Genomic DNA, 25,693 nt, shown 5'->3' with positions numbered 1-25,693 from the left:
GAGACTGATATGGCCGAGTTGGCCGACACTGCCAGCGGACCCGTGCTCGAGATTGCCGGCGCACGCGCCACGATCCGCCTCAACCGGCCGAAGCACCTCAACCGCCTGCAGGCCGAGGACCTCGGCGAGCTCTTAAAACTGTTCGACCGGATCGAGGCCGATCCTGCGATCCGCGTGCTGGTGCTGACCGGAACCGGCCGCGCGTTTTCTGCCGGCTACGACCTCAACTCGGTGGCCGAGCGCGCGGCGAGCGCGAGCGAGCAGCAGAGCGCGGGCTCGGCCTTCGAGGTCGTGGTCAACCGGCTCGAGGATCTGAGCGTGCCGACGATCTGCCGGCTCAATGGCGGCGTCTATGGCGGCTCGACCGACCTCGCGCTCGCCTGCGACTTCCGCATCGGCGTCGATACCGCGGAGATGTTCATGCCGGCGGCGCGTCTCGGGCTGCACTACTACACAAGCGGCATCAGGCGGTACGTCACACGCCTCGGCGTCGACAATGCCAAGACGCTGTTCCTGACCGCCTCGAGGATCACCGCGCCGGAGATGCTGCGGATCGGCTATCTCACCGCGATGGTGTCGCTCGACCTGCTCGACGAGGAGGTCGACAGGCTTGCCACGATCCTGGCCGGCAATGCGCCCAAGGCGATGGCCGGCATGAAGCGCGCGATCAACGAATTCGCCCGCGGCGAGCTCGACGAGGCCGCCGCCGACGCCCGCCACCGCGACAGCATGCGCGGCGACGAGATCAAGGAAGGCATCAAAGCATTCGCCGAGAAGCGGCCGCCAAGGTTTTAGCGATCGGTCGCCCTGCACAGCCGATACCGTCACCCCTGAGGAGCGCGGAACGCGCGTCCCGAAGGGTCGACGGCCCCGGCTGGTGGCCGTGCATCCTTCGAGGCTCGCTCCGCTCGCACCTCAGGATGACGGGACTAGCTGCGCGCGAATCGGCGCGATCATTCGCCACCGCTCACGCGCGCTTGCTCCGCATCGCACGAACCTGCGCGACCTCGGGGTTCGCGGCGAGCGCCTGGTAGCGCTTGCTGTCGACGGCGTAGAGCGCGATGCGGCCTTCGGCGTCGGCGTGGACGCCCCAGCCGAAACGCTTGCCGAGCGGCGAGGCGCGCATGCAGGCCTGGCCGCGCGAGAAGAACGTCTCGCGGGCGAGGCTGCGCTCTTTCTTCGCCGCCTTCGCACCGAGCGCGCGGCCGGCCGACGATGTCGCGAACACCACGTCATCGGATGTATATTTGTACGGCGCGCCTGATAACATCCGGTATTGCAGCACGGCGACCGTCGGTTGGCCGCCGCGCAGCTGCGGCTCCTCGCCGCTCCGCGCCGGGCAATCCTCGGCGACGCGGATCAGCGTGTTGAAGCAGTTGGTGCTGTGAAGCGCGTTGTGCAGTTTCATGGCCATCGCAATACTCGTATCACACTCCGGCGGCCGCGGCATGCTGCGCCGCCATCTCGTCGTCGGCCTTCGAGATCCGTATGAAAGACGGGCGCGCAGCGATGCGTTCGGCGTAGCGAACGAAGACGTCCCTTTTGGGCACGATGCCGAACATCATGGTCCAGCTGAACGCGATGCCCCAGAGAATGTCGGCCGCCGTGATCTGCTCACCGAGCAGATAGGGCCCCTTTGCCAGCTGTGCCTCGAGCGCGCCCAGCATCGTGTCGTAATCGGAATAGGGCGACTGCGTGATCGGCGCCGGCTCGCGCTTCATGAAATGGTCGATCACAGCCGGCTCGAACGACGAGCCGTAATAGGCGATCCAGCGCAGATACGGGCCGCGGCGCGGGTCGTTCAGCGCCGGCGTGAGGCCGACCTGCGGAAACAAATCGGCGAGATAGATGAAGATCGCGACCTGCTCGGTCACCAGCGCGTCGCCGTGGCGGATCGCCGGCACCTTGCCGAGCGGATTGATGGCGAGATAGGCGTCCTTGCGCTGCTCGCCCGCCTTCATGTTGAGGACGTTCAGGTCATAGGGTGCCCCGAGTTCCTCCAGCAGCACGCGGGTGCCGGTGGCGCGGCTCTGCGGCGAGTAATACAGCGTGACGCGGTCGGTGGGTGCAGCGGTGGTCATCAGCGGGTCTCCTTGCGCCGTCAGGGGCGTAGCCTCCTTATGTCCGCCTATACCTGACATCTTGTGTCAGGTATAATCACGCCATGCGCGCGAGCCGGCTGTTTTCCATCCTCACCACCCTGCAGGCGAGGGGGCAGGTCACCGCGCCCGAACTGGCCGAGGCCTGCGAGGTCTCGGTGCGCACGATCTATCGCGACATCGATGCGCTCTCGGCCGCCGGCGTCCCCGTCTATGCCGACCGCGGCGCCGAGGGCGGCTACCGCCTGCTCGACGGCTATCGCGTGCGGCTGAACGGCCTGTCGCAGGGCGAGGCCGAGGCGCTGTTCATGGCGGGCCTCCCCGGCCCCGCCGCCGCACTCGGCCTCGATGCCGCGATGGTGGCGGCGCAGACCAAGCTGATGGCGGCGCTGCCCGAGAATCTGCGGTCCAACGCCAGAGGGATGCAGCAGCGCTTCCATCTCGACGCGCCCGGCTGGTTCGGCGAGACCGAGGAGCCGCAGCACCTGCGCGCCATTGCAGCCTCCGTGCTGCGCGAAAATCTGATCGAGATCCGCTACCAGAGCTGGAAGGCAGAGAAGCGGCGGCGCGTGGCCCCGCTCGGCCTCGTGCTGAAGGGCGGCAGCTGGTACCTCGCGGGACTCGTCGACGGCAATGTGCGCACCTACCGGGTCGCCCGTGTGCTGGATTGCACCGCGCTGGAGACGCCGTTCGCGCGGCCGGCGGAGTTCGACCTCGCCGCCTACTGGCGTACCTCGATCGCGCGGTTGGAGGCCGAGCTGCATCCGAACGAGGCCACGGTGCGGCTGTCGCCGTTCGGGCTGAAACTGTTCGATGGGTTGGCCCATCCTTACGTGAAGGCACGCATGCGGCTTGCTGAAGCCGCCGACGCCGACGGCTGGCGGGTCGCCACCATGCCGGTCGGCAAGACGATGTGGCATGCGGCGACCGAGCTGCTGCGGCTCGGCGCCGAGGCCGAGGTGATCGCGCCCGAGGGGCTGCGCGAGAAGATGGCCGAGCTGACCGGCGCGATGGCCGCGCGCTATGCCGACGCACCGCCGCGTCACGCTGCCCGCCGTTAATACCGGCTGTCGGAGCTGATGACGAAGCGGTCGACAAAGTTGACGGGCAGGATTTCGAACCGGTCCAGCGTAAGCGTAATCCCGGTCACGAAGTCTACGCCCTTGATCGTGCCATGGAGATCGATCCGCCGACCGCGGCGCAGACCGCGCGTTTCCGGATGTTGCTCGATGTCGATATAGGCGTAGATCGGATTGTCGAGCCGCGCATGGCGGTGCCAGCCGCGTTGCAGGAAGCTGAATTGCAGCACCGAGCCCGCGCCCCAGTCGATCACATCGAAGAAGCGGGTCTTCCAGGCGACGGGCTGTCCCAGATAATGCGCGGCGACGAACGCGTCGCGCTCAAGCGCAGGGAGACGGTGCAGCTGCCAGCTGATCTCAGCTGGCGTCAGGGAGGCGTTATTCGCCATTGTTGTTCTTGACGCTTTTCTTGTCGCTTCTTCTTTTCCTCGGCGGGAGAATCAAGTCCCGCCTTGAGGAAATTATACATCCACAAATGTGACGGTATCCGCCACGGTCGCGCGCGACGTGCGGTAGCTGTTCACCTTGTGCGCGTTATCCGCATAGCCGAACGAGATACCGCAGACAACCCGGCGATCCTCGGCCAGGTTGAAGTGACGGCGGATCAGGCCGGAATGACGCGCGATCGCGGCCTGCGGGATGGTGCCGAGCCCGAGCGCTTGCGCGGCCAGCATGAAGTTCGAGACATAGCCGCCGCAGTCGATCGCACCATAGATGCCGAGCGCCTCATTGGTGTGGATCACGGCAATGTGTGGCGCGCCGAAGAAATTGTAGTTCTCCAGCGCCTGTTTTGCATAGGCCGCCTTGTCGCCGCGCGCGATGCCGAGCGTGTTGTAGAGCTGAAAGCCGCTTTCGCGGCGGCGCTCCAGATAGACCCCGACATATTCGCGCGGCGGCGTGAAGTCGTAATCCTCGCCGAGACCGCGCGACGCCTCGGCATAGATCGCCTTGCGGAAACGTTCCTTGGCCTCGCCGGAGACGATCAACACTTCCCAGGGCTGGCTGTTGCACCAGGACGCGGTGCGCTGCGCGGTCGCCAGCACATGCCCGATGATTTCGCGCGGCACCTCGCGCGGCTGGAAGGCACGCACCGAGTAGCGCTCGTTGAGCAGCTCCTCAAGCGCGCCGATGCGATCGTCCGTCGCGTAACGCGGCTTGGTCACGGCATCCATGTTTAGCGCCCCTTGGTCGGGATCTTGTTGTAGGGCACCTCCTTGTCGACGCGGATATCGCCCGGCAGACCCAGCACGCGCTCGGCGATGATGTTGCGCAGGATCTCGTCGGTGCCGCCGGCGATGCGCATCGAGGGCGAGGACAGCAGCATCTGCTGGAACTGGCCGTTCGCCTGCTCCTCATCGGTGCCGGTGAGGCTGCCCGCGGCGCCCTCCAGGTCCATCGCATAGGTCGCGATGTCCTGCAGCATCAGGCCGGAGACGAGCTTGCCGATGGAATTTTCCGGACCCGGCCGCTCGCCCTTCGACAGCGCCGAGATCGCGCGGTAGCTGGTGTATTTCAGTCCGCTCGCCTTCACCGCCCAGCTCGCGAGCTTCGAACGCACCGCCGGATCGTCGATCGCGAGGCCGTCTTCCAGCATCAGGTTGGAGCAGAACTCGAACATCTCGGGCACGCCGGTCGCGAGCCGCGAACCGATCGACATACGCTCGTTCATCAGCGTGGTCAGCGACACGCTCCAGCCCTCGCCGACCGCGCCGAGGCGCTGGCTGTCCGGGATCACGACGTCGCTGAAATAGACCTCGTTGAACTCCTGCATGCCATTGGCCTGCTTGATCGGCCGGACCTCGACGCCGGGGCTCTTCATGTCGAGAAAGAACATCGTGAGGCCCTTGTGCTTGGGCACGTCAGGATCGGTGCGCGCGATCAACAAGCCGTAGTCGGAGTAATGCGCGCCGGAGGTCCAGATCTTCTGGCCGTTGACGAGCCAATTGTCGCCCTTCTTCTCGGCGCGGGTGCGCAGGCCCGCGACGTCCGAGCCGGCCGACGGTTCGGAGAACAGCTGGCACCAGATCTCCTCGCCCGAGGCGAGTTTTGGCAGATAGCGCCGCTTGGCGTCTTCAGAGCCCCAGGCCATCACGGTCGGGCCGCACATGCCCTCACCGATCTGGAACGGCTGGGTCAATTTGCCGTAGACGCCCTCTTCCTGCTGCCAGATCACGCGCTCGATCGGGGTCGCGCCGCGGCCGCCATATTCCTTCGGCCAGTGCAGGCAGGCCCAGCCGCCCTCGGCCTTCTTCTTCTGCCAGGCCTTGCCGACCTCGACCATGTCGTGCCTGGCGAGCCTGATACGGCCGAGCGACGACTTCGAGAGTTCTTCCTCGAACTCCTTCGGCGCATTGGCCGCGATCCAGTTGCGGGCAATGGCGCGGAATTCGGCTTCCTGCGGCGTGTCATCGAAATTCATGGCGACCTCTTTTGATTTTCTGCGCGCTTACGCGCGGCCCTTGGTCGGGATCTTGTTGAAAGGAACGTCCTTGTCGACCCTGATGTCGCCGGGCAGGCCCAGCACCCGCTCGGCGATGATGTTGCGCATGATCTCGTCGGTGCCGCCCTCGACGCGCGTACCGGGCGCACGCAGCAGCATCGCCTGGAATTTGCCGGCGACCTCGGCATCCCCGGGTCCGTTCAGCGCGCCTGCGGCGCCCTGCAGGTCGAGCGCGTAAGTTGCAACGTCCTGGATCATCGAACCGGCGACCAGCTTGCCGATCGAATTCTCCGGCCCGGGACGTTCGCCGCGCGACAGCGCGGAGATCGCGCGCATGCTGGTGTATTTCAGCCCGCTCGCCCTCACCGCCCAGTTCGCAAGTTTCGAGCGCACAGCGCGGTTCTCGATCGCGGGGCCATCCTCCAGCATCAAACTGTTGCAGAAATCGAACAGCTCGGGGAAGCCGGTGGCGACGCCGGCGCCGATCGACATGCGCTCGTTCATCAGCGTGGTCAGCGATACGTTCCAGCCGTCATTGACATTGCCGAGCCGCTGCGAGTCCGGAATGCGCACGTCGGTGAAATAGACCTCGTTGAAGTCGGAGGCGCCGCTCGCCTGCTTGATCGGTCGCACCTCGACGCCCGGGCTCTTCATGTCCAGGAAGAACATGGTGAGGCCCTTGTGCTTCGGCACGGTCGGATCGGTGCGGGTCAGCAGGATGCCGTAGTCGGAATAATGAGCACCCGAGGTCCAGATCTTCTGGCCGTTGATCACCCATATGTCGCCATGCTTCTCGGCGCGGGTGCGCAGGCCGGCGACGTCGGAGCCGCCGGCCGGCTCGGAGAACAGCTGGCACCAGATCTTCTCGCCCGAGGCGAGCGGCGGCAGATATTTGCGCTTCTGCTCCTCGCCGGCGAACGCCATCATGGTCGGGCCGCACATGCCGTGGCCGATGATGAACATCGCGCTGAGGCGGCCGAACGGGCCCTCCTCCTGCTGCCAGATCACGCGCTCGATCGGCGAAGAACCGCGGCCGCCATACTCCTTCGGCCAGTGCAGGCAGGCCCAGCCAGCATCGGCTTTCTTCTTCTGCCAGGCTTTCGCGACCTCGAGAATATTGGCGCCCTTGAGCTGAAAGCGACCGAGCGAGGCCTTGCGCAGCTCGTCCTCATATTGCTTGGGCGCATTGGCCGCGATCCAGGCTTTCGCCTCGGCGCGGAATGCGGCCTCCTGCGGGGTGTCGTCGAAATTCATGACGGTCCCCCGCTTACGCCGCGTTCTTCTTGCGCATGCGGTCGATCAGCGCGTCTTCCCAATAGGACAGACTGCCGAGGCCGAGCGCCACCGCGTTGGCGCGGCGATAGTACATGTGGCAGTCGAACTCCCAGGTGAAGCCCATGCCGCCGTGAACCTGGATGTTGTTCTTGGCGCAGTGCTGGAACGCCTGCGTCGCGCTGATGCGCGCGGCAGCCGCCGCTTCCGGCAGTTCGCCGGCATTGGTCGAGAGCGCCCAGGCGCCGTAGTAGCAGTTCGAGCGCGCCAGGGTCGCCGACACATACATGTCGGCCAGCATGTGCTTGACGGCCTGGAACGAGCCGATCGGACGGCCGAACGCGATACGGTCGAGCGCGTAGTCGCGGCCCATCTCCAGTGCACGGTCGGCGCCGCCGACCTGCTCGAACGCGGTCAACACGGCCGCACGATCCAGCACCTGGGTGATGACGCTCCAACCCTCGCCGGTGGCGCCGAGCGGCTCGGCCTTGCAATCCTTGAAGGTAATCTCGGCCTGGCCGCGGGTGAGATCGATGTTGGTCAGCGACTTGACCTCGACACCGCCGGCCTTGAGATCGACAATGAACAAGGAAATGTCGGAATCACGCCCGCTCGAGCCGGTGCGCGCGGCCACCACGGCGAAATCGGCGATCGCGCCGTCGGCGACCGGCTTCTTGACGCCATTGAGCACGCCGCCATTGGCTGACACCTTGATCGCCTTCGGCGAAGGATTGCCCTTGCCCTCGAACAGCGCCAGCGTGCCGATGGCATCGCCGGAGGCGATCTTCGGCAGCCACTTCTGCTTCTGCGCGTCACTGCCTGCGATCAGGATCGCCTCGGCGGCGAGATAGACCGTCGAGGAGAACGGCACCGGCGCCAGCGCGCGGCCCATTTCCTCCGCGATCACGCAGAGCTCGAGATGGCCGGCCCCCGCGCCGCCGAACTGTTCCGGGATCGCGACGCCGAGGAAGCCCATCTCGGCGAGGCCCTTCCACAGCGCCTTGTCGTAGGGCGCCTTGCCGTCGAGCACCTCGCGCACGGCCTTCGGCGGGCATTGTTCGGCGAGGTACTTCCGCGCCTCGTCGCGCATCTGCTTCTGTTCGTCGGAGAAATCGAAATTCATGGCGTTTACCTTTTGGTTCTTGTCGTTTCAATTCGCCGTCATTCCGGGGCGCGCGAAGCGCGAGCCCGGGGTCCATAACCACGATCGGGAGCATGGATTCCCCGATGCACAATTGCGCATCTGAGGCCTACGCCCAAGTGGGCGCATCCCGGAATGACGAATGGAGAGAGCATCAGCTTCATCACAGCATGATCACCTCGTCGCCGGGCTTGCCGGCGTAGAGTTGCTCGACCAGTGCGGCGCGACGTTCGAGGCCGGCGCGCTGGTTGATGTAGCCCTTGTCGGTGAGCTCGTTGCCGTCGATCGACGGCGGCTCGGCCATCAGCATCGCACGCGCGATGCGCATGCTGCTGCCGGTGGTAGATGCATTGTGCGCCTGCAAGCCCTTCCTGAGACAGGCGACCACCTCGGGATGCCGGATCACGTCCTCATAGCTGGCGTCCGCGTTGCCGACGAGCTGGCGGCAGGCATGCAGGTTCGGCCAGCACAACAGGCCGATGAACTCACGGTCCTGCCCCGCGACCAGCGCGTCATGCACCACCGGCGTCGCGGCTGATATCGCATCGGTGCGCAGCGAGCCGACATGGACGAAGGTGCCGGTGGTCAGCTTGAAATCCTCGACCACGCGGCCGGAAAAGATGATGCCCTGCAGCGGGTCCGCAGGGTCCACGAACACGCCGGCGTCGCCGATGCAGTAGAAGCCTTCCTCGTCGAACATCCTTGCCGTGAGGTCGGGCTGGCCGAAATAGCCCGGCGTGACGTTGACGCCGCGCAGCCGCAATTCGTATTTCGAGCCACACGGCACCATCTTCAGCTCGACGCCGGGGAACGGCAAACCGATCAGGCCGACGCGCTCGGTGTCCCAATAGGTGCCGGTGGAAGTCGGCGCGGTCTCGGTCGAGCCCCAGCCGGTGTAGAACACGATGCGCTCGCCTGTGGTTTTCACCGCCAGCGCCTGCATGCGATCATAGAGATCGTCGGGCAGCCGGGCGCCGCCATAGGCCATAATCGAGAGGTTTTTGAAGAAGCTCGCGCACAGCGCCTCGTCCTTCTCCATCGCGGCCGCGAGCGCCGCATAGCCGGCCGGCACATTGGCGTAATAGGTCGGCGACACCTCGCGCAGGTTCCTGATGGTTTCCTCGAGCTGGCCCGGCATCGGCCGGCCATCGTCGATATAGAGCGTGCCGCCGTCGACCAGCACCGGATTGAATGCGGCGTTGCCGCCCATGGTGTGATTCCACGGCATCCAGTCGAGCACGGTCGGGATCGGGCCCGCCGTTTCGCGCGGGCGCACCTGCATCATCATCGCCGCGTTGGCGCACATCATCTGCTGGGTGTTGATGACGGCCTTGGGCATGCCGGTCGAGCCCGAGGTGAACAGCAGCTTGCCTGTGGTGTCGGGCGTGATCTTCGCAATCGAGGCGCCGACATCGGCCGTGACCGGCGTTGCCGCGAGCTCGGCAAAGGACACGCTCCTGATGCCCTCGCAGGGACGCAGCACGTGAACGACCGTGATGCCGGTGAGATCGATCGCCTTCAGCGCCTTCTCGAAGGTCGGGCCGTCCTGCACCATCACGACGGCAGGCTTGATCAGGTTGAAGAGATATTTGAGCTTGAGATGATCCTGGCTCATCAGCGAATAGGCCGGCGACACCGGCGCGGCCGGCAGCCGTGCCTGCATCGCGGCCTGCGTCATCAGCGCATGCTCGATCGAATTGCCTGACAGGATCGCGACCGGCCGGCCGTCGCCAACGCCGAGATCGAGCAACCCTTGCGTCAGCGCATCGACAGTGTGCTTGGCTGCACCATAGGAGACCTTGCGCCATTGCCGGTCGGGACCGCCGCGCTGCGCCAGCCAGATCCGCTCCGGCGCCTGCGCCGCCCATTTGGCGAGATAGGCCGGGATGTGGGTCTCATAGGCTTGCAGCGGAATCCGCGACTTCAGGACGACGGTACCGTCGGCGCGCCGCTCGACCGCGATGTCACGTGCGAGCCAGTCCACCTTGCGAAAGGCGGGTTTCGTCAGCATCGCCGCGTCTCCATCCATTTTGCGTCTCCCGGAATTCTTGTCCTTTTGAGGATCTGTTCTCAGCGCCTGATATAGACAGGCTTTCGTTTCTCGAGAAAGGCCCTGATGCCTTCCTGGAAATCTTCCGAGCGGCTGCACAGCACCTGATTGCGATCTTCCATCGCGATCACGGCCTCGATCGAGCCGGCATCGACGCTCATGTTGATGCATTCCTTCGACAGACGGAGACCGACCGGCGAGGCCGTCATCATCGCCTCGACGTAAGGATTGGCAGCAGTGTCGAGAGCGGCGGCCTCGACCACCTCGGACACCAGGCCGACGGCCAGCGCGCGGTCGGCATGGATGAAGCGCCCGGTGAGGATCAGTTCGGAGGCGACCGACACGCCGACGAGGCGCGGCAGGAAGTAGCTGGTGCCGATGTCGCAGCCACCCAAGCCGAGCTTGATGAAGGCGCAGTTCATCCGCGCGTTTGTCGCCGCGATCCGGATATCGGCGGCGAGCGCCAGCGCAAAGCCGCCGCCGGCGGCCGCCCCCTGCACCAGCGCGATGATCGGCTGCGGAGCGCGCCGCATCAGCATCACGATGTCGGCGATGCGGCGCTGCGAATCCAGCGACTCCGTGACGCCCGGCGGCTCGGTCTGCCCGCCGCGACGCGCCATCGCGTGCTTGAGGTCGAGCCCGGCGCAGAAATTCGCACCGGCGCCCTTCAGCACCACGACGCGGGTGTCGCGGTTGCGTTGCAGTCCCTGGAAGTAAGTGTTGAGCGCATCGATCAGCGATGGATCGAGCGCGTTGAGGCTTTCCGGACGATTGAGCGTGACCCAATCGACCCCGTCGTGATGTTCGATCCGCAGCGGTTGAGACACGCTTCACACTCCTGCATCTGCGGATGCGGTGCCGGTTACTGCGCCCTCTCCCCCTGCGGGAGAGGGCATGTGCGGCCGTACCGCGCGCTCATTTCGGAGAGGGGTGTTCGTGGAGGCACCCCCTCTCCCGGCAGCCTACGCTGCCGCCCTCCCCCGCAAGGGGGGAGGGCAAGCGGCAGAATTCGCCGTTAGCGCGGCGCCATGCGGATGGCGCCGTCGAGGCGGATGGTCTCGCCGTTGAGCATCGGGTTCTCGACGATGTGGACGGCGAGGTTGCCGTACTCCGACGGGTCGCCGAGGCGGGCCGGATGCGGCACCTGGGCGCCCAGGCTCTTGCGCGCTTCCTCGTTAAGACCCATCAGCAGCGGTGTCAGGAACAGGCCCGGCGCGATGGTGTTGACGCGGATCTTCAGGCTGGCGAGATCGCGCGCGGCCGGCAGCGTGAGACCGACGACACCGCCCTTCGAGGCCGAATAGGCGATCTGACCGATCTGGCCTTCATAGGCCGCGACCGACGCGGTGTTGATCGCGACGCCGCGCTCCTCGCCGATCGGGGCTTCGGTCGCCAGCCGCTCGGCGAACAGGCGCAGCACGTTGAAGGTGCCGATCAGGTTGACGTTGATGATGCGGACGAACTTCGCCAGCGGATAGACGCCGTCCTTGCCGACGATGCGCTGCGAGCCGCCGATGCCGGCGCAGTTCATCAGCACGCGCGCGATGCCGTGCGCGGCCTCGGCCTTGGCGATCGCCGCCTTGATTGCTTCCTCGTCGGTGACGTCGGCATGCAGGGCAACGCCCTTCACTTCGGCGGCGACCTTCTCGGCGTTTTCCTTGTTCTGGTCGATCACGCCGATCCTGGCGCCCTTGGCGGCCATGGCACGCGCGGTCGCGGCACCGAGGCCGGAGCCACCGCCGGTGATGAGAACGGCAACGTCTTTCAACTGCATGGGAACAACCTTTCCTTGGGCGTTTCTTCTCTAGACTTGTTATGGCGAATGGTGAGTAGCGGATAGCGAGTGGAAGAGATGACCTCTCTCCATCCGCTACTCGCTACTCACCATTCGCAATTCCTTCGCTGCCAGCACGCCGCCAAAGATCAAGGCTTCCATGTGCTTGATGTACTCGCGGCAGACCTCGTCGGTGACCGGACCGACGCCGACCGCGCGCGACATCGCGTGGCGGCCGAAGAACAGGTGATCGCAGGCGCCGATCAGGCTGGTGTAGAACAGCACGGGATCGATCTTGCGGAATTCGCCGGCCTTGATGCCTTCTGCGAGCAGCCGGCGGTGAAAATCCAGCAGCGGCGCGACGAAGAATTTCGACACCTCGTTCGCGGCGGCAGGCGAGCTCTCGTGCAGGAGATAATGGATCAACCGGTTCATGTAGGGGAACTGGTGATAGGCGCGGATGATGCCGCCGATATGCAGCCGCAGTTTCGCCGACGGCGTGATCGGCTGCGCCAGCAGATATTCGAGATGCGAAATCTCGGTTGCGGCGTCGCGCGCCAGCAGCGCCAGCAACAGCCCGTCCTTGTTGCCGAAATGATATTTCACCAGCGCGGCGTTGACGCCCGATTTCTGCGCGATGTCGGACAGCGAGACCTCGATCGAGGCGCGCTCGATCATCAGCTCGCTCGCTGCGACCAATAGCTTGTCGGCGGTGGCATTTTTGCCGGCCGGAAGTTTCGTCGTCACGCTGGTATTCAACTGCGCTCTGGTCCCGCTCTGTTCCCCGCACCGTTCCTAGACTGGCCGGGAAATCGAGGCCGCACATAAGCCCATGGCGGGGCTGCACTCAAGAGTTAATTGATTGATTGACTAAATGCTGAGCCGCCCCTTAAATCCGGCCCAACTTTCAAAACCGCCCAATCCAGAAACATCAGGGAGATCAGACATGGCCGAGGCATTCATCGTCGCCGCCGCTCGCACCGCAGGCGGCCGCAAGGGAGGGCGTCTCGCCGGCTGGCATCCGGCCGATCTGGCCGCGACCGTGCTTGATGCGCTGGTCGAGCGCACCGGTGTCGACCCCGCGCAGGTCGAGGATGTGATCATGGGCTGCGTGATGCAGGCCGGCGAGCAGTCCAATAACGTCGCGCGCAACGCGGTGATGGCCTCGAAGCTGCCGGAGAGCGTGCCCGCGACCTCGATCGACCGCCAGTGCGGGTCCTCGCAGCAGGCGCTGCACTTCGCGGCGCAGGCCGTGATGAGCGGCACGATGGACTGCGTGATCGCCGCCGGCGTGGAATCGATGACCCGCGTGCCGATGGGGCTCGCCTCCTCGCTGCCCGCCAAGAACGGCTTCGGCCACTACAAGAGCCCGGGCATCGAGGCGAGATATCCCAACATCGTGTTCAGCCAGTTCATCGGCGCGGAGATGATGGCCGAGAAGTACGGCCTGTCGAAGGACGAGCTCGACGAATACGCCTACAACAGCCATCAGCGCGCGATCGCGGCAACGCAAGCCGGCCACTTCAGGGACGAGATCGTGCCGGTGAAGATCGCGCGCGCCGACGGCTCGACCGACACCCACCATATCGACGAAGGCATCCGCTTCGACGCCAGCCTCGACGGCATCAAGGGCGTCAAGCTGATCGCCGAGAACGGCAAGCTGACGGCCGCCAGCGCCAGCCAGATCTGCGACGGCGCCTCCGGCGTGATGGTCGTCAACGAGAAAGGCCTGAAGGCGCTCGGCGTCAAGCCGATGGCGCGCATCCATCACCTCACCATGATGGGCGGCGACCCCGTGATCATGCTGGAAGCGCCGCTGCCGGCAACCCAGCGCGCGCTGCAGAAGGCCGGCATGACAATCGACGACATCGACCTGTTCGAGGTCAATGAGGCCTTCGCCTCGGTGCCGACCGCGTGGCTGAAGACCACCGGCGCCGATCCGGCCAGACTGAACGTCAATGGCGGCGCGATCGCGCTCGGCCATCCGCTCGGCGGCAGCGGCACCAAGCTGATGACGACGCTGCTGCATGCCCTCAAGCAGCGCAACAAGCGCTACGGTCTGCAGACCATGTGCGAAGGCGGCGGCATGGCGAACGTGACGATTGTCGAGCGGCTGTAAGAAACGTTCGGTCAGGCCGTAGCCGCCTCCACACAACAGATGTCGTCCCTGCGAAAGCAGGGACCGATAACCACAGATGCCTGTGGTTAGGCCTGGCTGGGGCACAATTCAGTCCAACAACAAAAATCGGTGGTTATGGGTCCCCGCTCCCGTGCGCAATTGCGCACTAGGCGGGGACGACCACTACTGATGCCATGAGGAAACGTCTGTGACCCATCCCTCCATCCACGCGCGTAATCATCCGAACAAGATCGCCTACCAGATGGCGGGCAGCGGCAAGGCCATCACCTATCGTGCGCTCGACGAGCTCTCGAACCAGGGTGCGCATCTGTTCCGCTCGCTCGGCCTGAAGGCCGGCGACCACATCGCGCTCTTGATGGAAAACCGCCTCGCCTTCATGGAGATCTGCTGGGCCGCGCAGCGCTCGGGTCTCTATTACACGGCGATCAGCCGCTACCTGACCGAAGAGGAGATCGCCTACATCATCAAAGACTGCGGAGCCAAGGTGTTCATCACCACGCCGCAATGCGCCGACAAGGTGAAAGGCCTGATCAGGGGCGAGCCCGGCGAACCGCTGTTCTACATGATGGACGAGCCCGCACCAGGCTTCCGCTCCTATGACAAGGAGGCCGGCGCGCAGCCGACCACGCCGGTTGCCGACGAGGTCGCGGGTTACGACATGCTGTATTCCTCCGGCACCACCGGCCGGCCGAAGGGCATCAAGAAGCAATTCGAGGGCAACCGGATCGACGTCCCGAACCCGTTCCTGCGGATTCTTACCGCCGATATGTGCGGCATGAACGCCGACTCTATCTATCTGTCGCCGGCGCCGCTCTATCACGCGGCGCCGCTGCGCTTCAACATGATGGCGACCGTGCTCGGCGGCACCTCCGTCATCATGGAGCATTTCGACGCCGAGGAATTTTTGAAGCAGGTCGAGAAGCACAAGGTGACGCAGTCGCAGCTGGTGCCGACCATGTTCGTGCGCATGCTGAAGCTGCCGGACGATGTGCGCGCCCGCTACAAGGTGTCATCGCTGAAAGGCGCGATCCACGCCGCGGCGCCCTGCCCGGTCGACGTCAAGGCCAAGATGATCGAATGGTGGGGACCGATCCTGATCGAGTATTACGCGGGCTCCGAAGGCAACGGCGTCACCGTCTCGACCTCGCAGCAATGGCTGACCCATCGCGGCACGGTCGGCCGCGCCGTGGTCGGCAAGGTCAAGATCCTGGACGAGAACGACGAGGAGGCGCCGACCGGCCAGATCGGCCAAGTCTATTTCGCCGACGCGCCCGCGTTCACCTATCACAACGATCCCGAGAAGACGAAGAAGGCCTACAACGCCAAGGGCTGGTCGACGCTCGGCGATGTCGGCTACCTCGACGAGGAGGGCTTCCTCTATCTCACCGACCGCAAGAGCTACATGATCATCTCCGGCGGCGTGAACATCTACCCGCAGGAGACCGAGGACGTGCTGATCACGCATCCCGCGGTCTCCGACGTCGCGGTGTTCGGCGTGCCGAACGAGGAGATGGGCGAAGAGGTCAAGGCCGTGGTGCAGCCGCACGACATCGCCAAGGCCGGCAAGGAGCTCGAGGCCGAGCTGATCGCGTTCTGTAGACACCATTTATCGCCGATCAAATGCCCGAGGAGCATCGATTTCGAGACGGAGCTGCCGCGTACCCCGACCGGGAAACTGGTGAAGCGCCATCTGCGCGACCGCTATTGGCCGAAGGCAGCAGGGAAAGCGTAAGTTCTCTCATCTTCCCCTTCAGGAAAGCGTCGATTGTGATCGCCTTCCCCTGAAAGGGGAGGGTTAAGGACGCACCGCGTGTCAGAGACACGCTACAGACCTACAACTCCGCCGCCGGCTCGCAGGCAGCCGACGCCGCCGCGCGCAGATGCAGTTGGCCGTGCTTGCCTGATGCCGTGGTGGTCCACTGCGCGTCGATCTGCTGCAGGTCCTCCGACAGCTTGCCGCGATGGCTGCCCTTGGTCTCGAACGCCCCGTTGTCATCGGGCGACCGTTCGACAATTTCGACCTCGAGATCGGACAGCCGGATGAACATCTGCACGCCGATCTTGGTTACGCGGCGGTCGACCTCGTATGAACCGCAGCCGAGCGCTTCCGCGTTCTGCTCGTTCAGGCCCTGCACCTTGTCGAAGGTGATGACGACATTCTGCACCGTGTTGTCGCCGTCCCACAGGAATTCACCGATGTAGGCGCGCGGCAGCTTTTCAGTCAGATCCTTGAGGTCGGCGGCACGCACCGCTGACATCAGCAAGAGGCCCGCGGCCACGATCGTCACACCGAGACGCGACATCCGGCCGGGCAGCTCTGCAATTCTCGCGTGGCGCATGTGGTATGCATCCCGTTGGCAAAATTGCTATCGTGAGACAATGGCCGCCAGCATACAGTGAAATGCGCTGGTTGTGCGGCGATGCCAAACAGGTGATCTGCACGATGGAAGCCCTCCCCGACGTCCCGCTCCCCTCCACCATCCGCTCGCGTTATGTCGACGGGATCAACGGCCTGCGCATGCACGTGCTGGAGGCAGGCTTCGAAACATCCGGCCGTCCCTGCCTGTTGCTGCTGCACGGCTTTCCGGAGCTGGCGTTTTCCTGGCGCAAGGTGATGCCGAAGCTTGCCGCGGCAGGCTATCACGTAATCGCGCCGGACCAGCGCGGCTATGGCCGCACGTCGGGCTGGAGCGCGGATTATGACGGCGACCTCGCTTGCTTCCGCCTGCCCAATCTGGTGCGCGATGCGCTCGGGCTGGTGGCGGCGTTCGGCTACAATCACGTCGATGCCGTCATCGGGCACGATTTCGGATCGTCGGTCGCGGCGTGGTGCGCGCTGATCCGCCCCGACGTGTTCCGCGCGGTCGTGATGATGAGCGCGCCGTTCTCGGGACCGCCGTCGCTGCCGTTCAACACCGCCAATGAGCCGGCGAAGCCCGCGGGCGAGGACCCCGTGCATCGCGAGCTCGCCGCACTGCCACGGCCGCGCAAGCATTATCAGTGGTACTATTCGACGCGTCCGGCCAATGGCGACATGCATCGCGCGCCACAAGGCGTGCACGACTTCCTGCGCTCCTACTACCATCACAAGAGCGCGGACTGGACCGACAACAAGCCTTATCCGCTGCAATCCTGGTCGGCGGGCGAACTGGCAAAGCTGCCGACCTATTACGTGATGGATCTCGCCAAGGACATGGCCGCGACCGTCGCCGAGGAGATGCCGTCACGCGAGGCAATCGCCGCCAACACATGGCTGCCGGACCGCGAGCTCGCCTATTACAGCGCGGAGTATCAGCGCACGGGATTCCAGGGCGGGCTGCAATGGTACCGTTGCGGCACGTCGGGCGCGTTCACGGCGGAATTGCAGACCTGGAGCGGCCGCACCATCGACCAGCCGTCCGCCTTTATCTCGGGTAAACAGGATTGGGGCACCTATCAGCGACCTGGCGTGCTCGAGGCGATGCAGACGAGGGCCTGCACCAATATGCTCGGCTGCTACCTGGTCGACGGCGCCGGCCACTGGGTGCAGCAGGAACAGCCGGAAGAAGTGAGCCGGCTGCTGCTCACATTCCTGCGAGAAGCCGGCGCCCAGAAGTAGACCCTCGTTCGCATACGCTCCCATCCCATTGATCTTGGGCGTGTTACTTCGCCCAACCTGCGCTGCCGGCCGACTTGGCGGCAGCGGATCCAGGAAGGTCCGGATTTGACCGGCCGCCGCCGGTCTCCTATAGTTTAGAACTATTCTAATTCTAAACTCGGTGAACAAGGCGCCATCCGTGAAGAATTTTGCCGATCTGACCGAGCGCGAGGTGCTGGCGGTCGCGATTGCCTCCGAGGAGGAGGACAGCCGCATTTACATGTCTTTCGCCGAGGACCTCGCCGGACGCTATCCCGATACCGCAAAGATCTTCGAGGAGATGGCGGAGGAAGAGCGCGGCCATCGCCACCGGCTGCTCGAAACCTATGAGCAGCGCTTCGGTCCGCATCTGCCGCCGATCCGGCGCGAGGACGTCAAAGGCTTTCTGCGCCGGCGCCCGATCTGGCTGACCAAGAACCTGCCGCTCGACACCATCCGCAAGGAAGTCGAGACCATGGAGCTGGAGGCCGAGCGCTTCTATGCCAAGGCGGCAGAAAAGGCTGAGGATACCGGCGTACGCCGCCTCCTCGGCGATCTGGCCGAGGAGGAGAAGGGCCACGAGAAACTCGCGGTCAAGCTGACCGGCGATATCCTCAAGCCCGATGTGCGCGCCGAGGAAGACCGCACGCGGCGGCGGATGTTCGTGCTGCAATATGTGCAGCCGGGTCTCGCCGGATTGATGGACGGCTCGGTCTCGACGCTCGCGCCGCTGTTCGCCGCCGCCTTCGCCACCCATCACAACTGGCAGACCTTCCTGGTCGGGCTCGCCGCCTCGATCGGCGCCGGCATCAGCATGGGCTTTGCCGAGGCGCTGTCGGACGACGGCTCGCTGACCGGCCGCGGCTCGCCCTGGCTGCGCGGCCTGACCTGCGGATTGATGACGACGCTCGGCGGCCTCGGCCACACCATTCCCTATCTGGTGCCGGATGCCTGGCCGAACGCATTCTGGATCGCGACCGCGATCGCCGGGATCGTTGTGTTCTTCGAATTGTGGGCGATCGCCTTCATCCGCTCGCGCTACATGGACACGCCATTCCTGCAGGCGGTGTTCCAGATCGTGCTCGGCGGCGCGATCGTGCTCGCGGTCGGCATCTTGATCGGCGCGGCGTAGCACGACGAGGTCTCCCGATGCGATCCCGGCGCCGATGTCGAGATATGGCCCGCGCGGCGCTGATTGCGCTCGCCGTGGTCGGATACAACAGCCGTGCGCAGGCGACCGACGAGATCCAGGTCTACAATGCCGGCATCGCGGCGGTCGGCCAGCTCACCATCCAGCAGCACCTCAACTATGTCGGCATCGGCCAGAAGGACCCGCCGTTTCCTGGCGGCTTCCCGTCCAACCACAGCCTCAACGGCACGCCTGAGTTTGCCTATGGCATGACGGACTGGTGGGAGCTCGGGCTCTATCTGCCGTTCGCGGTCCAGGACCGGCAATTCCTGTCCGACGGCTTCAAGCTGCGCACCCTGTTCGTCTCGCCGAACGCCGATAAACGCAACCTGTTCTACGGCATCAATTTCGAGCTGAGCTACGAGATGCCGAAATTCGCTCAGACCCGCTGGGGCCTGGAGATCCGGCCGATCATCGGCGTGCGCAACGCCGACTATGAATTCATCGTCAACCCGATCGTCGATGTCGGCTTCGGCAAGTACGGCGAGGCCGATTTCGCGCCCGCCGCGCGTGTGGCGCGTAAGCTCAAAGACGATGTGTATGTCGGGCTCGAATATTACGCCGATTTCGGCAAGATCGGCGCCTTCAGCCCGCTCGCCGAACAGCAGCACACATTGTTTGCGGTGACCGACTTCAAGCTGGGCGATGTCGACATCGATTTCGGCGTCGGCTACTGCCTGACACGGGCGTCCGACCGGCTCGTCGTCAAGACCATCATCGGATACGCTTTCCCGGTGCCCGGGACCAAGGAGAACGGCGAGCGCGCCAGCGCGAGCGGCCCCATCAATCCAATGGCGCATCTGTCGGCGCGCAGCACGTCTTATTAGGCCCGCGTCGGGACTCGTCGGCATCAAGCAGAACCCGATGATCACGATCGCGTTAGGCGATGTGTGACGTCGACGCTGTGCGTCGGCGCAATTGCGATCAAGCCGGCCTTGCCCGCCCGCTCCATTCTGCGCATGATCGCCGCCAAAATCAGGGAGCACGCCGTGGCCAAATCGCAATACAGTTTCAAGACCGCCGTCGAACTGTCGGAGGCGCTGCGCAACAAGCAGGTCTCGGCCGTCGAGCTCGCGCAGGACGCGATCGGCCGCATCGAGCGTCACGACGGCAAGGTTAACGCGGTCTGCGTGCGCGATTTCGAGCGCGGTCTCGCTGCGGCCCGCGCCGCGGACGCTGCAATCGCGCGCGGCGAGCAAAGGCCGCTGCTCGGCATCCCCATGACGGTGAAGGAATCCTTCAACGTCGCGGGATTGCCGACGACCTGGGGTTTCCTGCCGCAAAAGGACTTCATCCCGACCGAGGACGCGCTCTCGATTCAGCGTGTGAAGGACGCCGGCGGCGTGATCCTCGGCAAGACCAACGTGCCGGTCGCGCTCGCCGACTGGCAGAGCTACAACGAGATCTACGGCACCACCAACAACCCCTACGACCTCGGCCGCACGCCGGGCGGCTCCTCCGGCGGATCGGCGGCGGCGCTCGCCGCGGGCTATGGCGCATTGTCGCTCGGCTCCGATATCGGCGGCTCACTGCGCGTGCCGGGATTCCACTGCGGCATCTATGCGCACAAGCCGACCTTCGCGCTGCTGCCGTCGCGCGGCCACACCCCGCCGCCGCTGCCGCCACTGCCATTCGATCGCGATCTTTCCGTGATCGGCCCGATGGCGCGCGGCGCGGCCGACCTCGCGCTCGTGCTCGACGTGATGGCCGGCCCCGACCCGCTCGAAGCGGGCAAGGCCTACCGGCTGGACCTGCCGGCGGCGCGCCACACCGCCTTGAAGGATTTCCGCATCCTCGTGATCGACAGCGATCCGGTGCTGCCGACCGACAAGGTCGTGCGCGGCACGATCGACAAGGTCGCGAGTAACCTCGACAAGGCTGGCGCCAGCATTTCGCGCGCGAGCCCGCTGTTGCCAGACTTCGCCGCGTCCTCGCGGCTTTATATGCGGATACTGCTGTCGTTCCTCGCGGCGACCTTCCCGCCGGAGGTCTATTCCGGCGCCTGCGCCGCGGCGGCCGCGCTGCCGGCCGGTGACATCAGCCTGCAGGCCGAACGGCTGCGCGGCATCGCGCTCAGCCATCGCGACTGGGTGATCGCCGACGGCGGCCGCGCGCGGCTGCGCGCGCAATGGCGCGAGCTGTTCAAATCGTTCGACGCGGTGATCTGCCCGATCATGCCGACGACGGCCTATCCGCACGATCATTCGCCCGATCAGGAGCAGCGGCGGATTTTGATCGACGGTGAGCCGCATGTTTACACCGACCAGCTCGCCTGGCCCGGCATCGCGACCCTGCCCGGCCTGCCCTCGACTGCGATCCCGACCGGCTTTGCGCCCGACGGACTGCCGGTCGGCGTGCAAATCGTCGGCCCCTGGCTCGAGGACCGCACGCCACTCAAGCTCGCCGAGCTGATCGAGCGCGAATTCGGCGGCTTCGTGCCGCCGAAGATGTTCGACGATTAAGTTAGTTGCTGCCGTCATTGCGAGCCAACAGGTCGCGCGAACGCGGCGCCCGATGATAAACTCGGCGAAGCAATCCATATATCAACATGCGCGGAACGATGGATTGCTTCGTCGCTCCGCTCCTCGCAATGACGAACAACAGGGAGGAAAACCAATGAGCAAAGATCTCGAGGAGCTGACGAAGCTCAACAAGGATTATGTCGATTCGGTTCAGAACTGCGACGTCAAACGCTTCGATGAAATCCTGGCGCAGGACTTCTACTGCAGCAATCCCGACAAGAGCCTCGTCGACCGCGCCGCCTTCCTGAAACAGACGGCCATCCCGGTGAAGATCAGGGGCCTGAAGGCCGAGGACGTTAAGATCCGCATCCTCGGCGATTTCGCCATCATCCACGCCCAGACCAGCTACACCAACGCGGATGGCCAGCCCGCACACGGCCGCTACACCGATTGCTGGGCGAGGCAGAACGGAAAATGGCTCGCGGTGTCCGCGCATGTGTCGCGGTAGCTGATTGGACGAGCCGCCACGCTCCGCTGTCATGCCCCGATTCATGCGGGGCATCCAGTACTCCGCGGCGCCAGTTGACGGCACAATTCCGGCCGCGGCGTACTGGGCGGATTCGCCCGGTCGAGCCGGGCGACGACAGCCGGAATCTCAGCTATCGAACATGATCACGCTGCGCAGCGTCTTGCCGGCCTTCATGTTGGCGAAGCCCTCGTTGATCTCGCTGAGCTTCAGCTTGGCCGAAATCCAGTCTTCCAGATGCAGCCTGCCGCGCATGTAGAAATCGACGAGACGCGGCATGTCGACGCGGAAGTGGTTGGAGCCCATCGACGAGCCCTGGATGCGGCGCTCGCGCAGGAAGTCGAAGCCGTGCAGCTCGATCTTCTGGCCAAACGGAATCATCCCGACGACGGTCGCGGTGCCGCCGGCAGCCAGCATGGCGAAGGCCTGCTCGGCGGTTTCCTTGCGTCCCAGCACCTCGAATGAGTGATGCACACCGCCGCCGGTGAGCTCGCGCACCTGCTGGACCACGTCGCCGCGCGCCGGATCGACGATGTCGGTGGCGCCGAGCTTGGTCGCGAGCTGCAGCTTGGCCGGGTTGGTGTCGATCGCGATAATGCGGCCGGCACCCGCGATCTGCGCGCCGTTGATCGCGGCCATGCCGACGCCGCCGCAGCCGATGACCGCCACGGTCTCGCCGGCGGTCACCTTCGCGGTGTTCACCACGGCGCCGTAACCGGTGATGACGCCGCAGCCGATCAGCGCGGCGAGCTCGAGCGGCATTTCCTTCTTGATCTTCACGATGGCGTTCTCGTGCACCAGCATCTGCTCGGCGAAGGACGACAGATTGAGAAACTGGTTGAGCTTCTCCTTCCTGTTCCAGGACAGGCGGTTGGAGGCGCCCGGCAGCATCTTCACTGTCGTATCCGTGCACAGCACGGTGCGACCGGTGGTGCAATTGTCGCAGGTGCCGCAGAACACCGACAGACAGGTGACGACGTGATCGCCGGGCTTCACGTAATTCACATCGGAGCCGACCTTCTCGACCACGCCGGCCGATTCATGGCCGAGCACCGCCGGCAGCGGATGCGGATAAAGCCCTTCCATGAAGTGCAGGTCGGAATGGCAGAGGCCCGCAACCGAAGTGCGGATCAAGACCTCGCGCGGCCCCGGATTGGGCACGCTGACATCCTCGATCACCAGCGGCTGATTGACTTCATGCAGGACGGCGGCCTTCATCGGGGTCTCCCTTATCGTTTCCTTGGCGTTTTTGATTGTTTGAACGGTGCGCTCGGGGGGCAGCCTACGCTGCCGATAGCAATTCGCCAACCTCGGCCATTCCGACGGCGCGATCACCGAGCAGGTGGTCGGTCATCCTGCGCTGAACGGTATTTTCCGTTAGCCGGAACGGATCGCCCGGCATCACGCGGTGGTCGATCACCATCCGCGACAGCAACAGCCGGCGCGCGTCGCCGCGCATCTCGTGGATGCGTCCGCCCTCCCACGCCAGCGCCACGGCACTTGCGACATGATAGACCAGGCTGGTGGCGCGCCGCGCATCGCCCTCATTGTCTATGCGGCCGGCGACCTCGCGCGCAAACGCGACCGCGCGGTCGCTGAGATCGCGCAGCCGGTTGCGCCAGGCCTGCGGGACATTCGGGCTGTCATCGAGCCGCGCATGCAAATCGGCGGCGAGCGCATTGTCGGCACCGTGGCGGCCGACCGCGCGCTTCAGCGCATCAATCGCAACGATGTTGCCGGTGCCCTCCCAGATCGAACCGAGATGCGCGTCGCGCAAGAGCCGCGGCGTGACGAATTCCTCGATGTAGCCGATGCCGCCGCGCATCTCCATCGCATCACCGCAGACCTTGCGGGCATCGCGGGTGGCGCGGAATTTCAGCGTCGGCGTCAGGATGCGGAGCAGCGCCGCCGCGTCCTGGCTGCCGGCCTCGGCGCGGTCGAGCGCATCGGCGGTCAGGAAACTCATCGACAGGGCCTGCTCGGTCGGCAGCATGATCTTCATCAGCTGCCGCCGCGCCAGCGGCAGGTCGATGATGCGGCTTCCGAACACCACACGGCCCCGCGCGACAGTCATCGCGTCATGCCAGGCGCGGCGCATCAGCGCGGTCGACTTCACGCCGTTGGACAACCGCGACGAGTTCACCATCTCGGCCATCTGCACGAAGCCGCGGTCGAGCTTGCCGACGGCATACGCGATCGCACCGTCGAGCTTGATCTCGCCCGAGGCCATCGAGCGGGTGCCGAGCTTGTCCTTCAAGCGCACGATCCGGTAGTGGTTCTGCGAACCGTCGTCGAGGAAACGCGGCATCAGGAACAGGCCGACGCCACGCGTACCCGGTCCCGCGCCTTCCGGCCGCGCCAGCAGCATCACCACCTTGGCATCGGCGTTCGAGCAGAACCACTTCTCGCCATAGAGCCGCCAGTGGTCGCCCTCCTGCACGGCGCGCGTGGTCAGCGTGCCGACGTCGGAGCCGCCTTCCTTTTCGGTCATGAACTGGCCGCCCTGCGTCAGCTTGCTCATGTCGGTCTGGGTCAGGCCGTCGAGATATTTCGCCTTCAACGCCTCGCTGCCGAAATTCGCCAGCAGCTTTGCGCACCCATCGGTGACGTTGATCGGGCAGCCCATGCCGAATTCGGTCTGGTTGAACAGGAAGGTGAAGGCGTGCTTGGCCACCACAGGATATTTGTCGGGCCAGCCCATGATGCCCTTGCAGATCGACAGCGCGTGAATGCCGAACTCACCGAAGGCGACCTTCTCGATCTCGTGATAGGCCGGATGATATTCGATGTGCTGCACGTCGCGGCCGAACTTGTCGCGCTGATGCAGCACCGGCGCATGCCGGTCGGCAAGCCGCGCGCATTCGTCGAGCGTGCCGCCGGCCAATCCGCCGAGCCGATCGAGATGCGGCTCGATGTGGCGGAACAACGCCTCGGGCAGATGCAGCTTCAGAAGATCGGTCAGCGCGGGATCGGCCCGGTAGAAATTCATTCCCGTCGTATCGGGCGCCAGCAGCCCCGGCTGGCTGGTGGATGACGTTATCGGATCCTGCTTGTGCGGCTGCATTGAATTCCCGGCTGCGGTGCTCATTTGTTTGGGCACGACTATCCTCCTCCGGCCGAGCAAAGGAAAGCCCAATGGATATTCCGAAATACAAGATCGCCCTGATCGTCGGTGCCGGCGAGGGCCTGAGCGCCTCGCTGACGCGGTTATTTTCGCGGGAGGGAATTCGCGTCGCGCTAGGCGCCCGCAGCATCGAGAAACTCGGCGCGCTCTGCACGGAAACCGGCGCGCGCGCCTATGCCTGCGATGCCACCAAGGCCGAGGATGTCGAGCGGCTGTTCGGCCTAGTCGAGCGCGAGATCGGAACACCCGACCTCGTGGTCTATAACGCCTCCGGCCGCTCGCGCGGGCCGTTCGTCGAGCTGGTGCCCTCCGAGGTCGAGCAGGCGATCGCGGTCTCGGCGTTCGGCGGCTTCCTGGTGGCACAGCAAGCGGCGAAGCGCATGCTGCCCAACAAGAAGGGCGCGATCCTGTTCACCGGCGCTTCGGCCAGCGTGAAGGGCTATGCGCAATCGGTACCGTTCGCGATGGGCAAGTTCGCGTTGCGCGGGCTGGCACAGAGCATGGCGCGCGAATTGTCGCCGCAGGGCATCCATGTCGCGCATTTCGTGATCGACGGCGGGATCCGCAGCGCCGCCCGCACCGAGCCCGCCGACCGGCCGGACTCGATGCTCGATCCCGACGCGATCGCATTGAGCTACTGGAACGTGCTGCAGCAGCCGCGCAGCGCCTGGTCCTGGGAGCTGGAATTGCGGCCCTGGGTTGAGAAGTTTTGAGATGACGGAGATCATGCAAGCGGCGTAGGCTTGGTGCCGAGCATCACCACGCACGTCATTGCGAGCGG

24 protein-coding genes are annotated in these 25,693 nt (G+C 65.0%); 10 read left to right on the top strand and 14 right to left on the bottom strand.

Annotation, left to right across the window (positions count from 1 at the left end):
• Positions 1 to 9: 9 nt before the first annotated feature.
• Complete coding sequence (locus tag ABIB78_RS10855; protein ID WP_429024234.1) at positions 10 to 795, top strand: enoyl-CoA hydratase/isomerase family protein; 786 nt, start codon at positions 10 to 12, stop codon at positions 793 to 795.
• A 172-nt stretch (positions 796 to 967) separates the two neighbouring features.
• Here the strand turns inward: ABIB78_RS10855 and ABIB78_RS10850 are convergent, their stop codons facing one another.
• Both ABIB78_RS10850 and ABIB78_RS10845 read right to left on the bottom strand, forming a co-directional pair.
• Positions 968 to 1,414 (bottom strand): DUF6157 family protein, encoded by a 447-nt coding sequence (locus ABIB78_RS10850; protein ID WP_429024233.1) that lies wholly within the window; start codon positions 1,412 to 1,414, stop codon positions 968 to 970.
• Positions 1,415 to 1,427: 13 nt separating this feature from the next.
• Positions 1,428 to 2,081, bottom strand: a complete 654-nt coding sequence (locus ABIB78_RS10845) for a glutathione S-transferase family protein (protein WP_429024232.1) — start codon at positions 2,079 to 2,081, stop codon at positions 1,428 to 1,430.
• Between the two features lie 83 nt (positions 2,082 to 2,164).
• Here ABIB78_RS10845 and ABIB78_RS10840 point away from each other — a divergent pair, with 83 nt between their 5' ends.
• A complete protein-coding gene (locus ABIB78_RS10840) occupies positions 2,165 to 3,160 on the top strand; it encodes a helix-turn-helix transcriptional regulator (RefSeq protein ID WP_429024231.1) in 996 nt (331 codons plus the stop codon).
• Here the strand turns inward: ABIB78_RS10840 and ABIB78_RS10835 are convergent.
• From ABIB78_RS10835 to ABIB78_RS10795, 9 genes are all read right to left on the bottom strand, one after another.
• On the bottom strand, positions 3,157 to 3,567 hold the full coding sequence (locus ABIB78_RS10835) for a hypothetical protein (RefSeq protein ID WP_429024230.1): 411 nt from the start codon (positions 3,565 to 3,567) through the stop codon (positions 3,157 to 3,159). The genes ABIB78_RS10840 and ABIB78_RS10835 overlap by 4 nt on opposite strands.
• Before the next feature lie 72 nt (positions 3,568 to 3,639).
• The gene (locus ABIB78_RS10830; RefSeq protein WP_429024229.1) at positions 3,640 to 4,350 is read right to left on the bottom strand and encodes a nitroreductase; all 711 of its coding nucleotides are present in this window, start codon (positions 4,348 to 4,350) and stop codon (positions 3,640 to 3,642) included.
• A 2-nt stretch (positions 4,351 to 4,352) separates the two neighbouring features.
• On the bottom strand, positions 4,353 to 5,597 hold the full coding sequence (locus ABIB78_RS10825; RefSeq protein WP_429024228.1) for an acyl-CoA dehydrogenase: 1,245 nt from the start codon (positions 5,595 to 5,597) through the stop codon (positions 4,353 to 4,355).
• 27 nt (positions 5,598 to 5,624) lie between these two features.
• A complete protein-coding gene (locus ABIB78_RS10820) occupies positions 5,625 to 6,872 on the bottom strand; it encodes an acyl-CoA dehydrogenase (RefSeq protein ID WP_429024227.1) in 1,248 nt (415 codons plus the stop codon).
• 13 nt (positions 6,873 to 6,885) lie between these two features.
• Positions 6,886 to 8,013 carry an acyl-CoA dehydrogenase family protein gene (locus tag ABIB78_RS10815; RefSeq protein ID WP_429024226.1) on the bottom strand — a complete coding sequence of 376 codons (1,128 nt, stop codon included), beginning with the start codon at positions 8,011 to 8,013 and terminating at the stop codon, positions 6,886 to 6,888.
• 181 nt (positions 8,014 to 8,194) lie between these two features.
• Positions 8,195 to 10,060 carry an AMP-binding protein gene (locus ABIB78_RS10810; RefSeq protein WP_429024225.1) on the bottom strand — a complete coding sequence of 622 codons (1,866 nt, stop codon included), beginning with the start codon at positions 10,058 to 10,060 and terminating at the stop codon, positions 8,195 to 8,197.
• Positions 10,061 to 10,101: 41 nt separating this feature from the next.
• Complete coding sequence (locus tag ABIB78_RS10805; RefSeq protein ID WP_429024224.1) at positions 10,102 to 10,908, bottom strand: enoyl-CoA hydratase/isomerase family protein; 807 nt, start codon at positions 10,906 to 10,908, stop codon at positions 10,102 to 10,104.
• Positions 10,909 to 11,096: 188 nt separating this feature from the next.
• Positions 11,097 to 11,855: an SDR family NAD(P)-dependent oxidoreductase gene (locus tag ABIB78_RS10800; protein ID WP_429024223.1), complete on the bottom strand. Its 759-nt coding sequence runs from the start codon at positions 11,853 to 11,855 to the stop codon at positions 11,097 to 11,099.
• A 96-nt stretch (positions 11,856 to 11,951) separates the two neighbouring features.
• Positions 11,952 to 12,614: a TetR family transcriptional regulator gene (locus ABIB78_RS10795; protein WP_429024222.1), complete on the bottom strand. Its 663-nt coding sequence runs from the start codon at positions 12,612 to 12,614 to the stop codon at positions 11,952 to 11,954.
• Between the two features lie 187 nt (positions 12,615 to 12,801).
• Here ABIB78_RS10795 and ABIB78_RS10790 point away from each other — a divergent pair, with 187 nt between their 5' ends.
• Together ABIB78_RS10790 and ABIB78_RS10785 are read left to right on the top strand one after the other, a co-directional pair.
• Entirely contained in the window at positions 12,802 to 13,974 is a 1,173-nt protein-coding gene (locus ABIB78_RS10790) for an acetyl-CoA C-acetyltransferase (RefSeq protein WP_429024221.1), read from the top strand.
• Between the two features lie 208 nt (positions 13,975 to 14,182).
• Positions 14,183 to 15,727, top strand: a complete 1,545-nt coding sequence (locus ABIB78_RS10785; protein WP_429024220.1) for an acyl-CoA synthetase — start codon at positions 14,183 to 14,185, stop codon at positions 15,725 to 15,727.
• 100 nt (positions 15,728 to 15,827) lie between these two features.
• Here ABIB78_RS10785 and ABIB78_RS10780 read toward each other — a convergent pair whose 3' ends face one another.
• On the bottom strand, positions 15,828 to 16,334 hold the full coding sequence (locus ABIB78_RS10780; RefSeq protein ID WP_429024219.1) for a hypothetical protein: 507 nt from the start codon (positions 16,332 to 16,334) through the stop codon (positions 15,828 to 15,830).
• Positions 16,335 to 16,438: 104 nt separating this feature from the next.
• On the opposite strand from ABIB78_RS10780, the gene ABIB78_RS10775 reads away from it, so the two are divergent.
• The 5 genes from ABIB78_RS10775 to ABIB78_RS10755 all read left to right on the top strand — a co-directional run bounded on the left by ABIB78_RS10775 (position 16,439) and on the right by ABIB78_RS10755 (position 21,770).
• The gene (locus ABIB78_RS10775) at positions 16,439 to 17,593 is read left to right on the top strand and encodes an alpha/beta fold hydrolase (RefSeq protein WP_429024503.1); all 1,155 of its coding nucleotides are present in this window, start codon (positions 16,439 to 16,441) and stop codon (positions 17,591 to 17,593) included.
• A 178-nt stretch (positions 17,594 to 17,771) separates the two neighbouring features.
• Positions 17,772 to 18,743, top strand: a complete 972-nt coding sequence (gene mbfA, locus ABIB78_RS10770) for an iron exporter MbfA (RefSeq protein WP_050422995.1) — start codon at positions 17,772 to 17,774, stop codon at positions 18,741 to 18,743.
• Positions 18,744 to 18,787: 44 nt separating this feature from the next.
• Entirely contained in the window at positions 18,788 to 19,627 is an 840-nt protein-coding gene (locus tag ABIB78_RS10765; protein ID WP_429024218.1) for a hypothetical protein, read from the top strand.
• Positions 19,628 to 19,789: 162 nt separating this feature from the next.
• Positions 19,790 to 21,262, top strand: a complete 1,473-nt coding sequence (locus ABIB78_RS10760; protein WP_429024217.1) for an amidase — start codon at positions 19,790 to 19,792, stop codon at positions 21,260 to 21,262.
• A gap of 154 nt (positions 21,263 to 21,416) precedes the next feature.
• On the top strand, positions 21,417 to 21,770 hold the full coding sequence (locus tag ABIB78_RS10755) for a nuclear transport factor 2 family protein (RefSeq protein WP_429024216.1): 354 nt from the start codon (positions 21,417 to 21,419) through the stop codon (positions 21,768 to 21,770).
• Positions 21,771 to 21,917: 147 nt separating this feature from the next.
• Here the strand turns inward: ABIB78_RS10755 and ABIB78_RS10750 are convergent, their stop codons facing one another.
• Positions 21,918 to 23,006: a Zn-dependent alcohol dehydrogenase gene (locus ABIB78_RS10750; protein ID WP_429024215.1), complete on the bottom strand. Its 1,089-nt coding sequence runs from the start codon at positions 23,004 to 23,006 to the stop codon at positions 21,918 to 21,920.
• A gap of 64 nt (positions 23,007 to 23,070) precedes the next feature.
• Positions 23,071 to 24,852, bottom strand: coding sequence for an acyl-CoA dehydrogenase family protein (locus tag ABIB78_RS10745; RefSeq protein WP_429024502.1), 1,782 nt, complete (start codon positions 24,850 to 24,852; stop codon positions 23,071 to 23,073).
• A gap of 71 nt (positions 24,853 to 24,923) precedes the next feature.
• Between ABIB78_RS10745 and ABIB78_RS10740 the strand changes: the two genes are divergently transcribed.
• A complete protein-coding gene (locus ABIB78_RS10740; RefSeq protein WP_429024214.1) occupies positions 24,924 to 25,625 on the top strand; it encodes an SDR family NAD(P)-dependent oxidoreductase in 702 nt (233 codons plus the stop codon).
• Positions 25,626 to 25,693: the final 68 nt, after the last annotated feature.

Origin of the sequence: Bradyrhizobium sp. I1.14.4 (genome assembly GCF_050435825.1) — a bacterium.
Taxonomy (GTDB): Bacteria; Pseudomonadota; Alphaproteobacteria; order Rhizobiales; family Xanthobacteraceae; genus Bradyrhizobium.
This window is presented reverse-complemented; position numbering and strand designations above follow the sequence as displayed.

Bases quoted from the DNA above. Each gene is read 5' to 3' on its own strand.
- ABIB78_RS10855 (WP_429024234.1), top strand. From the start codon at position 10: ATGGCCGAGTTGGCCGACACTGCCAGCGGACCCGTGCTCGAGATTGCC.
- ABIB78_RS10850 (WP_429024233.1), bottom strand. From the start codon at position 1,414: ATGGCCATGAAACTGCACAACGCGCTTCACAGCACCAACTGCTTCAAC.
- ABIB78_RS10845 (WP_429024232.1), bottom strand. From the start codon at position 2,081: ATGACCACCGCTGCACCCACCGACCGCGTCACGCTGTATTACTCGCCG.
- ABIB78_RS10840 (WP_429024231.1), top strand. From the start codon at position 2,165: ATGCGCGCGAGCCGGCTGTTTTCCATCCTCACCACCCTGCAGGCGAGG.
- ABIB78_RS10835 (WP_429024230.1), bottom strand. From the start codon at position 3,567: ATGGCGAATAACGCCTCCCTGACGCCAGCTGAGATCAGCTGGCAGCTG.
- ABIB78_RS10830 (WP_429024229.1), bottom strand. From the start codon at position 4,350: ATGGATGCCGTGACCAAGCCGCGTTACGCGACGGACGATCGCATCGGC.
- ABIB78_RS10825 (WP_429024228.1), bottom strand. From the start codon at position 5,597: ATGAATTTCGATGACACGCCGCAGGAAGCCGAATTCCGCGCCATTGCC.
- ABIB78_RS10820 (WP_429024227.1), bottom strand. From the start codon at position 6,872: ATGAATTTCGACGACACCCCGCAGGAGGCCGCATTCCGCGCCGAGGCG.
- ABIB78_RS10815 (WP_429024226.1), bottom strand. From the start codon at position 8,013: ATGAATTTCGATTTCTCCGACGAACAGAAGCAGATGCGCGACGAGGCG.
- ABIB78_RS10810 (WP_429024225.1), bottom strand. From the start codon at position 10,060: ATGGATGGAGACGCGGCGATGCTGACGAAACCCGCCTTTCGCAAGGTG.
- ABIB78_RS10800 (WP_429024223.1), bottom strand. From the start codon at position 11,855: ATGCAGTTGAAAGACGTTGCCGTTCTCATCACCGGCGGTGGCTCCGGC.
- ABIB78_RS10790 (WP_429024221.1), top strand. From the start codon at position 12,802: ATGGCCGAGGCATTCATCGTCGCCGCCGCTCGCACCGCAGGCGGCCGC.
- ABIB78_RS10780 (WP_429024219.1), bottom strand. From the start codon at position 16,334: ATGCGCCACGCGAGAATTGCAGAGCTGCCCGGCCGGATGTCGCGTCTC.
- ABIB78_RS10775 (WP_429024503.1), top strand. From the start codon at position 16,439: ATGGAAGCCCTCCCCGACGTCCCGCTCCCCTCCACCATCCGCTCGCGT.
- ABIB78_RS10765 (WP_429024218.1), top strand. From the start codon at position 18,788: ATGGCCCGCGCGGCGCTGATTGCGCTCGCCGTGGTCGGATACAACAGC.
- ABIB78_RS10755 (WP_429024216.1), top strand. From the start codon at position 21,417: ATGAGCAAAGATCTCGAGGAGCTGACGAAGCTCAACAAGGATTATGTC.
- ABIB78_RS10750 (WP_429024215.1), bottom strand. From the start codon at position 23,006: ATGAAGGCCGCCGTCCTGCATGAAGTCAATCAGCCGCTGGTGATCGAG.
- ABIB78_RS10745 (WP_429024502.1), bottom strand. From the start codon at position 24,852: ATGCAGCCGCACAAGCAGGATCCGATAACGTCATCCACCAGCCAGCCG.
- ABIB78_RS10740 (WP_429024214.1), top strand. From the start codon at position 24,924: ATGGATATTCCGAAATACAAGATCGCCCTGATCGTCGGTGCCGGCGAG.